Raw genomic sequence first — 15,839 nt, 5'->3', positions numbered from 1 at the left:
TTATGCCTCTCCGATTCGGGTCACGAACTTCGTCTTGATCGGAAGCTTCGCAGCGCCAAGAGCCAGCGCTTCACGCGCGACTTCTGGCGGAACCCCCTCGATCTCGAACAGGATACGACCCGGTTTCACACGGGCCACCCAGTACTCCGGAGATCCCTTGCCCGAGCCCATACGCACTTCGGCGGGCTTTGTCGAGACCGGAAGATCCGGAAAGATACGAATCCAGACGCGACCAGCACGCTTCATCGCGCGCGTGATAGCACGACGCGATGCTTCGATCTGACGAGCCGTGATCCGCTCCGGCTGGAGAGCCTTGAGGCCATACGCACCGAAATTCAGCTGCGTACCGCTTTTTGCAAGACCATGAATGCGGCCCTTATGGGCCTTGCGGAATTTTGTCCGCTTCGGAGAAAGCATGGTTTCCTATCCCTCAGCGCTGCGGCGCCTGCTCGGCGGCGCGACGGTCCTGGGCCAGCGGGTCATGAGCCAGGATCTCACCCTTGAAGATCCAGACCTTCACGCCACAGGTGCCGTAGGTCGTCTTCGCAGTGGCCGTTCCATAATCAATGTCGGCACGAAGCGTGTGCAGCGGCACCCGGCCTTCACGATACCACTCGATACGAGCGATTTCGGCACCACCGAGACGACCGGAACAGTTGATCCGGATTCCCTGTGCGCCAAGACGCATGGCCGACTGCACAGCACGCTTCATCGCACGACGGAACGCCACACGACGCTCAAGCTGCTGCGCAATATTTTCAGCCACCAGCGTCGCATCGATTTCCGGCTTGCGGATTTCGACGATATTCAGCGCCACATCGGTGCCGACCATCTTTGCAAGCGCCTTACGGAGCGCATCGATGTCCTGACCCTTCTTGCCGATCACAACACCCGGACGCGCTGCGTAAATCGTCACGCGCGGCTTCTTCGCCGGGCGCTCGATGACCACACGCGAAACGCCAGCACCGGCAAGCTTGCGGCGCAGGAAAGCACGCAGCTTGAGGTCTTCGTGCAGCAGCTTGGAATAGTCCGCATCGGCGTACCAGCGACTGTCCCAAGTGCGGTTGATACCGAGCCGAAGCCCGATCGGATTGACTTTATGTCCCATCTCAGGCCGCCTTCTCTTCCGTCTTCGCCTCGGGCTCGGGCGCGCGCTCGGCCACGACGATCTTCAGATGACTGAAGAACTTCTCGACGCGAGCCGAACGACCACGTCCACGTGCGTGGAAGCGGCGCATCACGATCGCCTTGCCAACGTCAGCCGTCTTGACGACCAGCTGATCGACATCAAGCTGGTGGTTATTCTCGGCATTCGCGATCGCGCTTTCGAGCGTCTTCTTCACCTGCTGCGCAATGCGACGCTTCGAGAACGTCAGCGTTGCGACAGCCTGCGAAGCCGGCTTGTTGCGGATCAGGCCAGCAACGAGGTTGAGCTTGCGCGGGCTCACACGGATATTCCGTGCGATCGCCTGCGCCTCAGTCTCGGCCAGCACGCGAGGATGCTTGGGTTTGCTCATCTCAGCCTCGCTTCGACTTCTTGTCCGCACCGTGCCCGTGGAAGGTGCGGGTGGGTGAGAACTCGCCGAATTTATGGCCAACCATGTTCTCAGTGACCTGAACGGGCAGGAACTTCTGCCCATTGTAGACACCGAACGTGAGACCAACGAACTGCGGAAGGATCGTCGAACGACGTGACCAGATCTTGATCACCTCGTTGCGACCCGAAGCGCGTGACGCTTCGGCCTTGTTCAGCAGATACCCGTCCACGAACGGGCCTTTCCAGACGGAACGTGCCATCTCTTTTGCCCCTTACTTGCCGGTCTTCCGGCGACGGATAATCAGACTGTCCGTACGCTTGTTGACCCTGGTCTTGTAACCCTTTGTCGGCTTGCCCCATGGCGTAACCGGATGACGACCGCCCGACGTGCGACCCTCACCACCACCATGCGGGTGATCGACCGGGTTCATCACGACACCGCGGTTATGCGGACGGCGACCCAGCCAGCGGCTGCGACCCGCCTTACCCATGTGCTGGTTCATATTGTCCGGGTTGGACACCGCGCCAACGGTGGCGAAGCATTCACCACGCACGACGCGCAGTTCACCGGACTGCAGGCGGATCTGGGCATAACCCGAATCCTTACCCACCAGCTGAGCGTAAGTGCCAGCAGAGCGTGCCAGCTTACCGCCCGCACCCTGCTTGAGCTCGATATTATGGATGATCGTGCCCACAGGAATGGACGCCAGCGGCATCGCGTTCCCCGGCTTAATGTCCACGCGATGACCCGCGATGACCTGATCACCCGCTTTGAGACGCTGAGGAGCAAGGATGTACGCCAGCTCGCCGTCTTCGTACTTCACCAGAGCGATGAAGGCCGTGCGGTTAGGATCGTATTCCAGACGCTCGATCGTGCCGACAACATCCAGCTTGCGACGCTTGAAATCCACGTAACGGTAGGACTGCTTGTGTCCACCGCCACGGAAACGCGACGTCGTCCGGCCGTGATTGTTGCGACCACCGCTCTTGTTCTTGCCTTCGGTGAGCTGCTTGACCGGCTTGCCCTTCCAAAGGTCAGACCGGTCCACCAGCACCGTGCCACGAAGGCTCGGCGTGACGGGATTAAAGTGCTTCAGTGCCATGTATCAGTACCCCGCGTCAGGCCAGCTTCGCGGTCAGGTCGATTGACTGACCTTCTGCCAACTGCACGAACGCCTTCTTGATGTCGGAGCGCTGGCCGGGACGACCCTTGAAGCGCTTCGTCTTGCCCTTCTGGACCAGCGTGTTGACGCCAACCACCTTGACGCCGAACAGCGTCTCGACAGCCACCTTGATCTCCGGCTTGGAAGCCGTGGACGCAACTTTGAAGACCACCTGGTTCTTCTCGGACAGCGCCGTCGCCTTTTCCGTGATCAGCGGAGCGCGGACGATGTCGAACAGCGCCTCACGCGAAAGCTTCTCGGCCTTCCGGCGGATCGCAAGAACATTCGTCATGCCAGGCGCTCCTTCAGTCCTTCGACGCCAGCGCGTGTAATCGCGAGCACGTCGTGGTTCAGAATATCGTAGACGTTTGCGCCGATCGTCGGCAGCACGTCGATCTTGGGCAGGTTGCGGGCCGCGCGAACGAACCCTTCATCCACCACACCGTCAACGATCAGGGCGGAAGACCACCCCAGCGCCTTCAGCTTGGTTGCCAGCTCGGCCGTTTTCGTCACGCCATTGGCGGCATCGAGGACGATCAGCTTGCCTTCCTTGGCCTTCTGCGACAGAGCCGAAATGAGACCCAGACGACGCACCTTCTTGGGAAGGTCATAGCCATGATCACGAACGACCGGGCCATGCACAACACCACCGGTGCGGTACTGCGGCGCGCGAAGCGAACCCTGACGTGCCGAACCCGTACCCTTCTGACGATAGGGCTTCTTGGTCGTGCCAGAGACTTCGGCCATACCCTTCACCTTGTGGGTGCCGGCACGACGCTTCGCAAGCTGCCAATGAACCACACGCGCCATGATGTCCGCACGCGGTTCCGTCGCAAAAATCTCGTCCGGAAGCGTGGTCTGACCAGCACTACCGTTATCGAGGGTCTTGATATCGAGTTCCATGGTCCTCAACCCTCCGCCGTCGCGACGGCTGCCGGATACGGCGCCTCTGCATGACGGGCCTTTTTGACTGCGTCACGGACCATAACCAGTCCGTTCTTCGCACCCGGGATGGAACCACGAATCATGATCAGGTTCTTTTCCGGATCGACCGCTGCCACTTCCAGATTCAGTGTCGTCACGCGCTCGTCACCGAGGTGACCGGCCATCTTCTTGTTCTTGAAGGTCTTGCCGGGATCCTGACGGTTGCCGGTAGAACCATGAGAACGGTGAGAGATGGACACGCCGTGCGTGGCTTCGAGACCGGAGAAGTTCCAGCGCTTCATCGCGCCGGCAAAGCCCTTGCCCTTGCTCGTGCCGGTGACATCCACCTTCTGCCCCACAATGAAGTGAGAAGCGAGAATACGGGTGCCCGGCTCGAGCACGGCATCGGCCGCCACGCGGAATTCGCGCAACACCTTCTTCGGCTCAACCTTCACGCGGGCGAAATGTCCGCGGTTCGGCTTCGTGACGTTCTTCACCTTGGCCTTGCCAAGACCGAGCTGGACAGCCGTATAGCCATCACGCTCCTCGGAACGGGCATCAACCACCTGCACATCGTCGAGATGCAGGACAGTGACAGGCACATGAGTGCCATCTTCCTTGAACAGCCGGGTCATACCCAGCTTTCTTGCGATCAATCCGGTACGCATCGTCTGGACCTTAGAGTTTGATCTCGACGTCAACGCCAGCGGCGAGGTCGAGCTTCATGAGGGCGTCCACGGTCTGCGGGGTCGGCTCGACAATGTCGAGCAGCCGACGATGAGTCCGAATCTCGAACTGCTCGCGGCTTTTCTTGTCCACGTGGGGTGAGCGGTTCACTGTGAACCGTTCGATATGCGTCGGCAGCGGGATAGGACCCCGAACCCGCGCACCCGTACGCTTCGCCGTGTTGACGATTTCCTTCGTGCTGTTGTCGAGCACGCGATGATCGTACGCCTTCAGGCGAATGCGGATGTTCTGGTTGTCCATCGTTCTGTTTCAGTCCAACTTTCTGATCCGGTCAGGGTCTGCCCGGGAAGTCCCGCCGCCAAGTAAGACCCCGGCTGGATCACTCCAGCCGGGGCCACCCAGTTCAGGGCCCTGATGGGCACCTGCCCCGTATTAGTCGGTGATTTTCGCCACGACACCGGCGCCGACGGTGCGGCCACCTTCACGAATAGCGAAGCGCAGACCTTCGTCCATGGCGATCGGAGCGATCAGCTCGACATCCATGGCAACGTTATCGCCCGGCATGACCATTTCCGTGCCTTCCGGCAGGTGAACGACACCGGTGACATCCGTCGTGCGGAAGTAGAACTGCGGACGATAGTTCGTGAAGAACGGCGTGTGACGGCCACCCTCTTCCTTTGTGAGGATGTAAGCCTCAGCCTTGAACTTCTTGTGCGGCGTGATGGAGCCCGGCTTGGCCAGAACCTGACCACGCTCAACATCTTCACGCTTCGTGCCACGCAGCAGAGCGCCGATGTTGTCGCCCGCCTCACCACGATCAAGCAGCTTGCGGAACATCTCAACGCCGGTCACGGTCGTCTTCGTCGTCGGACGGATACCAACGATTTCGACTTCGTCACCCGTGTTGACAACGCCACGCTCAACGCGACCCGTCACAACCGTGCCACGACCGGAGATCGAGAACACGTCTTCGATCGGCATCAGGAACGGACGGTCAACCGGACGCTCCGGCTGCGGGATGTAGCTGTCAACCGCGTCCATCAGATCCATGACGCGCTTTTCGCCGACTTCCGGATCACCGTCCTCGAGGGTCACGAGAGCCGAACCCTTGATGATGGGGATCTCGTCGCCAGGGAACTGGTAGGAAGAAAGAAGCTCACGCACTTCCATCTCAACCAGCTCAAGCAGCTCCGGATCGTCAACCTGATCGACCTTGTTCAGGAATACGACCAGAGCCGGAACACCAACCTGACGGGCAAGCAGGATGTGCTCACGGGTCTGGGGCATCGGGCCATCAGCAGCGGACACAACCAGAATCGCACCGTCCATCTGGGCAGCACCGGTGATCATGTTCTTCACGTAGTCGGCATGACCCGGGCAGTCGACGTGAGCGTAGTGACGCTTCGCCGTCTCGTACTCGACGTGCGCCGTCGAGATGGTGATGCCACGAGCGCGCTCTTCCGGCGCAGCGTCGATCATGTCGTACGCCTTGAACTCCGCACCGCCAGCCTTCGCCAGCGTCTTGGTGATCGCAGCGGTCAGCGACGTCTTGCCATGGTCAACGTGACCGATGGTGCCGATGTTGCAGTGCGGCTTGTTCCGCTCAAATTTAGCCTTTGCCATCGTCTCTCTCCGTTACCCGCACTGATGCGGGATGCGGTTGTTGGTCTTTTCGTCCGGCCTGCACGCAACGGCGCGGGCCGATCTACATAACAGCGTCGCTTACCAGCGGTAGTGGCTGAACGCCTTGTTGGCTTCCGCCATCCGGTGCGTGTCTTCGCGCTTCTTCACCGCCGCGCCGCGATTGTTCATCGCGTCGAGCAGTTCGTTCGACAGCCGATCACGCATCGTGTTCTCGCCGCGCTTACGGGAAGCGTCGATGAGCCAGCGGATTGCCAGCGCCTGACGACGATCCGCACGAACCTCAACGGGCACCTGATAGGTCGCACCGCCAACGCGCCGCGAACGGACTTCCACCGCCGGCTTCACGTTGTCGAGGGCCGCATGGAACATCGCAACAGGATCCGCCGCGGACGCGCCACCGCGACGCTGCAGCGCATCGAGAGCACCGTAGACAATGCCCTCGGCAGTCGATTTCTTGCCATCGTACATCAGGGCGTTCATGAAACGCGTGATGACGATATCTCCAAACTTCGGATCCGGAAGGATCTCGCGCTTTACAGCGCGGTGACGGCGACTCATGCCTGTTTTCCCTTACTTCGGACGCTTCGCGCCATAGAGCGAACGACGCTGGCGACGCTTCGCGATACCCTGCGTGTCGAGCACGCCGCGCAGGATGTGATAGCGAACACCAGGAAGATCCTTGACGCGACCGCCGCGAATCAGGACGACGCTATGTTCCTGGAGGTTATGTCCCTCACCCGGAATGTAGCTCACCACCTCGTAGCCGTTCGTCAGACGCACCTTGGCGACCTTACGCAGCGCCGAGTTCGGCTTCTTCGGAGTGGTCGTATACACGCGTGTGCAAACGCCGCGCTTCTGCGGGCAGCCCTGAAGGGCCGGCACCTTGTTGCGCTTGGCCGCAGGCTCGCGCCCCTTGGCGATCAGCTGGTTGATGGTCGGCATGCGCCTTTCCCGATCCTTACACAGTTCGGCCGGCGAACCCTCACTTCGGTTGCCGACTGTCATCCAAAACCACTCCCCGGACGCACATGCACCCAGAGAGGCTATCTTTACATCCGGCACCTTGAGGGAAACCGCATGTTTACCCTGCTGCTTTCGGGACCGCTGAAGGCCGTCCGGAATGGGGGTAACCGAGGGCGCGGAAGCTACGAGCGAGAAGCGGCGGAGTCAAGCGACCCAGCCGATTCGTCACAGAGATTTCCACGTCACGTATTCCAGACAGGCACCCGCTTGGAACTCTGCGGCGCCGCGACGCAACGAATTGAGCCGCTCTTAACGCGCAATCGCCCCGATGACCAGAGGATTCGCGGAAAACCCATAAAAAAAGCCGATCCCGAAGGACCGGCTTCTTTATTCTGGCGATCCGAAAGATTACTCCGCCGGTTCGCTGCTTCGCGCCAAACGCTGACGGTCCTGACGGGCGGCCACAGCGCGCAGTCTGTTCATCACACTGCCCGTTCCTGCCGGGATCAGACGCCCCACAATGACATTCTCCTTGAGACCGTTGAGCGTATCGACCTTGCCAGCAGTCGCCGCCTCGGTGAGGACACGCGTGGTCTCCTGGAAGGACGCGGCCGAGATGAAGGACTGTGTCTGCAGAGAGGCCTTCGTGATGCCCTGAAGCACAGGCATGGCCACAGCCGGACGGTCGCCAGCGTTGAGACGCTTGGTGTTCTCCGTCTCGAACTCGATCCGATCCACTGTCTCGCCCACAAGGTAGGTCGTGTCACCGGGTTCGAGGATCTCGACCTTCTGCAGCATCTGGCGAACGATCACCTCGATGTGCTTGTCGTTGATCTTCACGCCCTGCAGTCGATAGACATCCTGGATCTCGTTCACGAGGTAATCGGACAGCGCCTCAACCCCCATGACCTTCAGAATGTCATGCGGCACGCGCGGACCGTCCACTAGCGGATCGCCCTTCTGGACGAAATCACCTTCCTGCACGGACACGTGCTTGCCCTTCGGCACCAGATATTCGGTCTCTTCGCCCGTTTCGTCGTTCTTCACGATGACACGGCGCTTCGACTTGTAATCCTTGCCGAATTCGACGCGACCGTCGTTCTCAGCGATGATCGCATGATCCTTCGGACGCCGTGCCTCGAAGAGTTCCGCCACACGCGGCAGACCACCGGTAATGTCGCGTGTCTTGGACCCTTCACGCGGGATACGCGCCAGCACGTCACCGGCATGAACCTGCGCACCGTTCTCGACCGACAGCAGTGAATCCGGGGAGAGGAAGTAACGCGCGTCATTGCCGTTATCGAGCTTGATGACGTTCCCGTTGGAGTCTTTGAGCTGCAGACGCGGACGTAGGTCTACACCCTTGGCTGCCTGCTTGTAGTCAACAACCACCTTGGAAGTCAGACCCGTCACCTCATCCATCCGCTCCACAAGCGTGATGGAGTCGATGAGGTCGAGATATTCGACCGTGCCCGCCTTCTCGGTGATGATCGGCAGGGTGTACGGATCCCACTCGGCCATCTTCTGATTGCGCTCGACAGCCTGACCGTCCTCAACCAACAGACGCGCACCGTAAGGCACACGATACTTCGCGCGCTCGACGCCATTCTCGTCCGTCAGCAGGATTTCGCAGTTACGCGACATCACGATCGGAACGTTCTGGCTGTTCTGGACCACATTGCGGTTGCGGATGGTGATCTTGCCGTCACGTGACGCCTCGACCATCGACTGCTCGGCGCCACGCTGCGCCGCGCCACCGATATGGAAGGTACGCATGGTCAGCTGTGTGCCCGGCTCACCAATGGACTGCGCGGCGATAACACCCACAGCCTCACCGATATTCACCGGCGTGCCGCGAGCAAGGTCACGGCCATAGCAGTGACCACAAACACCGACGCGGCTGTCACAGGTCAGCACGGAGCGGATGAGAACACTCTCCACGCCCGCCTTCTCAATAATTTCAGCCTCGGCTTCCTCAATCAGCTGATTGCGCGGGAACAGCAGTTCGCCCGTTGCCGGGTGCAGCACGTCCGTTGCCAGCGTACGACCAAGAATCCGTTCGGACAGAGCGGCGATGACTTCGCCACCATCCATGACGGCACGAACCGTCAGGCCACGCTCGGTTCCGCAATCCTCTTCCACGATGATGCAGTCCTGCGCCACATCGACCAGACGACGGGTCAGATAACCCGAGTTGGCCGTCTTCAGCGCGGTGTCCGCGAGACCCTTACGGGCGCCGTGGGTGGAGGTAAAGTAATCGAGAACCGACAGGCCTTCTTTGAAGTTGGCGATGATGGGCTGCTCGATGATCTCACCCGACGGCTTGGCCATCAGACCACGCATACCGGCAAGCTGCTTCATCTGCGCCGGCGACCCACGGGCACCGGAATGGCTCATCATCCAAACCGAGTTGATCGGCTTGCCAATCTCGGCCTTCGACAGTTCCTTGGTCATCGCGGCCTGCACTTCGTCCGTGCAACGCGACCAAGCATCGACCACCTTGTTGTAGCGCTCGCCAGCCGTGATCAGACCATCCTGATACTGCTGCTCGAACTCCTTGACCTCGGTGGTCGTGTGCTCAACCAGTTCCTTCTTCTCCTTGGGGATGATCATGTCATCCTTGCCGAAGGAGATACCGGCCTTGGCCGCATGACGGAAACCGAGCCCCATCATCCGGTCACAGAAGATCACCGCTTCCTTCTGACCGCAGTGACGATAGACCGCGTCGATCACATCCGACACGTTCTTCTTCGTCAACTGCTTGTTGATCAGCGAGAACGGAATGGCGCTGCTCTTGGGCAGAATTTGTGCAATCAGCACACGGCCCGCCGTCGTGATGAATGTCTCACGTGCGGCCTTACCATCCGCTGCGATCGTGTCCAGACGCATCCGGATCTTGTCGTGCAGCTTCAGTCCACCAGCGGCGATGGCGTATTCGACCTCATCGATCGAACCGAACGCCGGAGCACCCTTCTTCGTCAGCTCGCCGGTCTTGTCGTCGTACTCGTTGCGATCCGGAGTGGCTCCGAACTCGGGCGTCTCAAGGCTGAGATAGTACAGCCCGAGAACGATATCCTGCGACGGCACGATGATCGGCTTGCCGTTGGCGGGGCTGAGGATGTTGTTGGTGGACATCATCAGCACACGCGCTTCAAGCTGCGCTTCGAGCGACAGCGGCACGTGAACGGCCATCTGGTCACCGTCGAAGTCCGCGTTGAAAGCGGTGCAGACCAGCGGGTGAAGCTGAATCGCCTTGCCCTCGACAAGGATCGGCTCGAACGCCTGAATGCCCAGACGGTGAAGCGTCGGCGCGCGGTTGAGCATGACCGGGTGCTCGCGGATCACCTCTTCGAGGATATCCCAGACTTCCGGACGCTCCTTTTCCACCATCCGCTTTGCGGCCTTGATGGTGGTGGCGTGACCGTATTTCTCAAGCTTCGAGTAGATGAACGGCTTGAACAGCTCCAACGCCATCTTCTTCGGCAGGCCGCACTGATGCAGCTTCAGCTCGGGACCAACCACGATGACCGAACGGCCCGAGTAGTCCACGCGCTTGCCGAGCAGGTTCTGACGGAAACGACCCTGCTTGCCCTTGAGCATGTCGGACAGCGACTTCAGCGGACGCTTGTTCGCCCCCGTGATCGCACGACCGCGACGACCGTTGTCGAACAGGGCGTCCACCGCCTCCTGCAGCATGCGCTTCTCGTTACGGACGATGATGTCCGGCGCGCGAAGCTCCATGAGGCGCTTGAGACGGTTGTTACGATTGATGACGCGACGATACAGGTCGTTCAGATCGGATGTCGCAAAGCGGCCGCCATCGAGCGGCACAAGCGGACGCAGTTCCGGCGGAATGACCGGAACGATGTCGAGGATCATCCACTCGGGCTTACAGCCGCTCTCGGAAAACGCCTCGATCAGTTTCAGACGCTTGACGAGCTTCTTGCGCTTGGCCTCGGACGTCGTCTCCTTCAGTTCCTGACGGAGAACCACCTTCTCGGCATCGCAGTCGATGCGCTCCAGCACCTTCTTGATGGCTTCGGCGCCAATGCCGATCTCGATGCCATCTTCCGCGTGTTCGTCGAGCACGTCGAGATATTGATCTTCCGTCAGCAGGCTGAACTGCTTGAGCGGCGACGTGCCCGGCTCAAGAACGACATAGCTCTCGAAATAAAGGATCTTCTCCAGATCCTTCAACGTCATATCGACCATCAGGCCGATGCGGCTGGGAAGCGACTTGAGGAACCAGATATGCGCGACCGGGCTTGCAAGCTGGATGTGTCCCATCCGCTCGCGACGCACCTTCGCCAGCGTCACCTCGACGCCGCACTTCTCACAGACAATACCACGGAACTTCATCCGCTTGTACTTGCCGCACAGGCACTCGTAATCCTTGATCGGCCCAAAGATGCGGGCACAGAACAGACCATCGCGCTCAGGCTTGAACGTACGATAGTTGATCGTCTCGGGCTTCTTGATCTCGCCAAACGACCACGACCGGATCTGCTCGCTCGATGCAAGCTGGATCTTGATCTGGTCGAAGGTCGCCGCCTGACCGGTCTGGCCAAGGATTTTCATGAGTTCATTCATGCGCCGAAAACCTCCAGGACGGGGATCACGCGGCCGCTTTCCGCGCGGCGCCGGTCATTCTGCCCGGCACTCCGTTTCATTGACATCAGGTCGGCGTCGGGGAAGCGCCCTTCCCCGACAAAACAGACGGGATTCTCACTCACTGCCGTTTTCCAAATCGACATTGAGACCCAGCGACTTCAGTTCCTTGATCAGAACGTTGAAGCTTTCGGGAATACCCGCTTCGAAATCGTCCTGCTCGCGGACGATGGATTCATAAACCTTGGTACGGCCCGACACGTCATCGGACTTCACCGTCAGCATTTCCTGCAACGTGTAAGCCGCGCCATACGCCTCGAGCGCCCAGACTTCCATCTCACCGAAGCGCTGACCACCGAACTGCGCCTTACCACCCAGCGGCTGCTGTGTGACCAGCGAGTACGGACCGATCGACCGCGCATGGATCTTGTCATCGACAAGGTGATGCAGCTTGAGCATGTAGATGTAGCCGACCGTCGTCTTGCGCTCGAACATCTCGCCGGTGCGTCCGTCGATGAGTTGCGACTGACCGGAGCGATCCACACCCGCCTTCTCAAGCATGTTCTCGATATCGGGGATCGATGCACCATCGAACACCGGCGTTGCGATGGGCACGCCCTTTCGCAGGTTATTCGCCAATTCAACGAGTTCATCATGAGACATGCTGGCAATGTCGGCCTCGAAGACCTTGTCGCCGTACACATCCTTCAACTCATTCAGAAGCGCCTGCTTCTTCTCGCCATCGCGCTGATACTCGTCCACCAGACCGCCGATACGACGACCGATATTGGCGCATGCCCAGCCCAGATGCGTCTCGAGAATCTGCCCCACGTTCATACGTGACGGCACACCCAGCGGGTTCAGCACCAGATCGACCGATGTGCCATCCTCAAGGAACGGCATGTCTTCCACCGGCACCACCCGCGAGACGACACCCTTGTTACCGTGACGACCGGCCATCTTGTCGCCCGGCTGAAGCTTGCGCTTCACGGCAACGAAGACCTTGACCATCTTCATCACGCCCGGCGGCAGTTCATCACCGCGCTGGAGCTTCTCGACCTTGCTGTCGAAACGGGCCTGAATCTTCTGCACGGCGGCATCGAATTCACGACGCAGCGTCTCCAGTTCCGCCATCACGGCGTCGGACGACACCGTGATATTGCGCCACGCGCCACGCGGAACCTCGGTCAGCACCTCTTCCGTGATCGGCGTGCCGGATTTGAGACCCTTGAAGCCCGTGCCAGCCGTCTGACCGAGCAGGCGCTCACGCAGACGGTTGTAGAACGAACGCTCCTGAATGGCACGTTCATCGTCACGATCCTTGGCCAGACGCTCGATCTCGGCGCGCTCGATCGCCATGGCGCGCTCGTCCTTGTCCACGCCACGGCGTGAGAAGACGCGCACGTCAACGATCGTACCAGTCGTGCCGGGCGGCAGACGCAGCGACGTGTCACGCACATCGGACGCTTTCTCACCGAAGATGGCGCGCAGAAGTTTTTCTTCCGGCGTCATCGGGCTTTCACCCTTCGGCGTGACCTTACCGATCAGAATATCGCCCGGATTCACCTCGGCGCCCACATAGACAATGCCCGCTTCGTCGAGGTTGCGCAGAGCTTCCTCACCGACATTGGGAATGTCGCGGGTAATTTCTTCCTGACCCAGCTTCGTGTCGCGGGCCATGACCTCGAACTCCTCGATATGGATCGAGGTGAAGACGTCATCACGCGCAATGCGCTCGGAAATGAGGATGGAATCCTCGAAGTTGTAACCATTCCACGGCATGAACGCGACGAGCACATTACGGCCCAGCGCCAGTTCGCCCAACTCCGTGGACGGACCGTCGGCAATAATGTCACCCGCCGCCACGCGATCCCCCACGCGCACCAGAGGCCGCTGGTTGATGCAGGTGGACTGGTTGGAACGGGAATACTTGCGCAGACGATAGGTATCGACACCCTGTGTCGCACCGCCCTCATCTGTGGCGCGCACCACGATACGCGCGCCGTCGATCTGATCCACGACACCGTTACGACGCGCGACAATGGTCGCACCCGAGTCATGAGCCACGGCCGCTTCCATGCCCGTGCCCACCAGCGGCGCATCCGAGCGCACCAGCGGCACAGCCTGACGCTGCATGTTCGAACCCATGAGCGCGCGGTTGGCGTCATCGTTCTCAAGGAACGGAATGAGCGCCGCAGCGACCGACACAAGCTGCTTGGGCGAAACGTCGCACGCCGTCACTTCCGTGGGAGGCACCTGACGGAAGTCACCGTTACGGCGCACGGACACCAGTTCGCCGGTCAGAGTGCCATCGGCGCTCTGCTTCGCATCGGCTTGCGCCACGACCAGACGCTCTTCCTCCATGGCGGAGAGATATTTCCAACCGTCCTGGAACTTGCCGTCCTTCACGAGGCGATACGGCGTCTCGATGAAGCCGTACTTGTTCACCTTGGCGTAAGTCGCCAGTGAGTTGATCAGACCGATGTTCGGGCCTTCTGGCGTCTCAATCGGGCAGATACGACCATAATGCGTCGGATGAACGTCACGAACTTCGAAGCCCGCGCGCTCACGTGTCAGACCGCCCGGGCCAAGCGCCGAAAGACGACGCTTATGCGTGACTTCCGACAGTGGATTCGTCTGATCCATGAACTGCGAAAGCTGGGACGAACCGAAGAACTCACGCACGGCAGCAGCCGCAGGCTTCGCATTGATAAGGTCATGCGGCATGACCGTGTCGATATCGACGGATCCCATACGTTCGCGAATGGCACGCTCCATGCGAAGCAGGCCGACGCGATACTGGTTCTCCATCAGTTCGCCCACGGAGCGAACGCGACGGTTGCCGAGATTGTCGATGTCGTCGATCTGGCCGCGACCATCCTTGAGGTCGCACATGACCTTCATCGTGCGCAGGATGTCTTCCTTGCGCAGGACGCGAACCGTGTCCGGGCAGTCGAGGCCAAGACGCATATTCATCTTCACGCGACCAACGGCCGAGAGGTCGTAGCGATCGGGATCGAAGAACAGGCTGCGGAACATCGCCTCAGCCGTCTCGGCTGTCGGCGGCTCACCCGGACGCATGACGCGGTAGATGTCGATCAGCGCCTCATCTCGGCTGCTGTTCTTGTCCACTGTCAGCGTATTTCGGATCCACGGGCCGTTGGACTGGTCCACAGCCAGCATCGGCAGTTCGGTGATACCCGCAGCCTCAAGCTCAGCCAGACGGGCTTCGGTCAGTTCCTCACCGGCTTCGCCGTAGATCTCACCCGTGTTTGGGTTGACGATATCATGGGCAATGAAGCGACCCAGAAGGTCGATATCGCCGACCAGCACTTCCTTCGTGTTCTCGGCGATCTTGCGCACGAGACGAGCGGTCAGCTTCGTATCGGCCGGGGCCACGACTTCGCCACTGTCGGCATCCACCAGATCGGACAGCAGCTTCAGGCCACGAAAATCATCCGGGTTGAAGGGACGCGCCCATCCCTTTGCGGTCTTGGTGAAGATGACCGTGTTGTAGAAATAGCCGAGGATTTCGTCGGCATCCATGCCGCCAATTTCCATCGACTCGACGTCACCGCCCTCTTCCGCCTTCTGTTTGCGGGCCGCCTCGGAGTGCATACCCTCAAGAGCGTAGAGCAGCGTGGTGGCGGGCAGCTTACGCTTGCGGTCGATACGGACGTAGATCAGATCCTTCGCGTCGAACTCGAAATCGAGCCACGAACCGCGATAGGGGATCACGCGCGCCGAGAAGAGATACTTGCCCGAAGAGTGCGTCTTGCCCTTGTCATGATCGAAGAACACACCCGGCGAGCGGTGCATCTGACTGACGATGACACGCTCGGTGCCATTGATGATGAAGGTGCCATTATCCGTCATCAGGGGCATGTCACCCATGTAGACGGGCTGCTCCTTGATGTCGCGGATCGAGCGTGAACCCGTGTCCTCATCAACGTCCCAGACGATGAGGCGCAGAATCACCTTGAGCGGCGCCGCGTAGGTCAGGCCACGCTGGATGCACTCTTCCACATCGTATTTCGGATCCTCGAATTCGTACTGCACGAACTCAAGACGCCCACGCCCCGCGAAATCATTGATCGGGAACACGGAGCGGAAAACTTCCTGAAGGCCCGTCTGCGTGCGCGCATCGGGCGCCACGTTGGCCTGCAGGAACGCTTCATAAGAAGCTCTCTGCACATCGATGAGGTTGGGCATGGGCGCAACCTCGGGAATCCGTCCAAAACTCTTGCGGATTCTCTTGCGTCCCGTGAACGATTTGGTGATTGCGTTCATCTTTAATCCTGCCCCGTCCCTGC

General features: G+C 60.1%; 14 protein-coding genes. All 14 read right to left on the bottom strand.

Annotated features, from left to right (window positions below; translation table 11 throughout):
• Positions 1-417, bottom strand: a complete 417-nt coding sequence (rplP, locus tag GOB87_RS03485; RefSeq protein WP_166313157.1) for a 50S ribosomal protein L16 — start codon at positions 415-417, stop codon at positions 1-3.
• A gap of 13 nt (positions 418-430) precedes the next feature.
• Positions 431-1,108 (bottom strand): 30S ribosomal protein S3, encoded by a 678-nt coding sequence (rpsC, locus tag GOB87_RS03480; protein WP_166313156.1) that lies wholly within the window; start codon positions 1,106-1,108, stop codon positions 431-433.
• Position 1,109: 1 nt separating this feature from the next.
• Complete coding sequence (gene rplV / locus GOB87_RS03475; RefSeq protein WP_166313155.1) at positions 1,110-1,517, bottom strand: 50S ribosomal protein L22; 408 nt, start codon at positions 1,515-1,517, stop codon at positions 1,110-1,112.
• Between the two features lies 1 nt (position 1,518).
• Positions 1,519-1,797: a 30S ribosomal protein S19 gene (rpsS, locus tag GOB87_RS03470; RefSeq protein ID WP_025860199.1), complete on the bottom strand. Its 279-nt coding sequence runs from the start codon at positions 1,795-1,797 to the stop codon at positions 1,519-1,521.
• Positions 1,798-1,809: 12 nt separating this feature from the next.
• Entirely contained in the window at positions 1,810-2,640 is an 831-nt protein-coding gene (gene rplB, locus GOB87_RS03465; RefSeq protein WP_166313154.1) for a 50S ribosomal protein L2, read from the bottom strand.
• A gap of 16 nt (positions 2,641-2,656) precedes the next feature.
• Positions 2,657-2,992, bottom strand: coding sequence for a 50S ribosomal protein L23 (locus tag GOB87_RS03460; RefSeq protein ID WP_166313153.1), 336 nt, complete (start codon positions 2,990-2,992; stop codon positions 2,657-2,659).
• The gene (gene rplD / locus GOB87_RS03455) at positions 2,989-3,603 is read right to left on the bottom strand and encodes a 50S ribosomal protein L4 (protein ID WP_166313152.1); all 615 of its coding nucleotides are present in this window, start codon (positions 3,601-3,603) and stop codon (positions 2,989-2,991) included. The genes GOB87_RS03460 and rplD overlap by 4 nt, the downstream gene beginning before the upstream one ends.
• A gap of 5 nt (positions 3,604-3,608) precedes the next feature.
• Positions 3,609-4,292 (bottom strand): 50S ribosomal protein L3, encoded by a 684-nt coding sequence (gene rplC / locus GOB87_RS03450; protein WP_166313151.1) that lies wholly within the window; start codon positions 4,290-4,292, stop codon positions 3,609-3,611.
• Positions 4,293-4,302: 10 nt separating this feature from the next.
• On the bottom strand, positions 4,303-4,611 hold the full coding sequence (rpsJ, locus tag GOB87_RS03445; RefSeq protein ID WP_007282720.1) for a 30S ribosomal protein S10: 309 nt from the start codon (positions 4,609-4,611) through the stop codon (positions 4,303-4,305).
• 132 nt (positions 4,612-4,743) lie between these two features.
• Complete coding sequence (gene tuf / locus GOB87_RS03440; RefSeq protein ID WP_166313150.1) at positions 4,744-5,934, bottom strand: elongation factor Tu; 1,191 nt, start codon at positions 5,932-5,934, stop codon at positions 4,744-4,746.
• Between the two features lie 99 nt (positions 5,935-6,033).
• A complete protein-coding gene (gene rpsG / locus GOB87_RS03435; protein WP_166313149.1) occupies positions 6,034-6,513 on the bottom strand; it encodes a 30S ribosomal protein S7 in 480 nt (159 codons plus the stop codon).
• A gap of 12 nt (positions 6,514-6,525) precedes the next feature.
• On the bottom strand, positions 6,526-6,897 hold the full coding sequence (gene rpsL / locus GOB87_RS03430) for a 30S ribosomal protein S12 (protein ID WP_003621118.1): 372 nt from the start codon (positions 6,895-6,897) through the stop codon (positions 6,526-6,528).
• 429 nt (positions 6,898-7,326) lie between these two features.
• A complete protein-coding gene (gene rpoC / locus GOB87_RS03425) occupies positions 7,327-11,508 on the bottom strand; it encodes a DNA-directed RNA polymerase subunit beta' (RefSeq protein ID WP_166313148.1) in 4,182 nt (1,393 codons plus the stop codon).
• 135 nt (positions 11,509-11,643) lie between these two features.
• Positions 11,644-15,816, bottom strand: coding sequence for a DNA-directed RNA polymerase subunit beta (rpoB, locus tag GOB87_RS03420; RefSeq protein ID WP_166313147.1), 4,173 nt, complete (start codon positions 15,814-15,816; stop codon positions 11,644-11,646).
• Positions 15,817-15,839 lie beyond the last annotated feature (23 nt).

Origin of the sequence: Acetobacter estunensis, from assembly GCF_011516945.1 — a bacterium.
GTDB classification, from domain to species: Bacteria; Pseudomonadota; Alphaproteobacteria; order Acetobacterales; family Acetobacteraceae; genus Acetobacter; species Acetobacter estunensis.
Note: the sequence above shows the minus strand (reverse complement) of the source record. Positions and strands in the feature narration are given on the sequence as shown.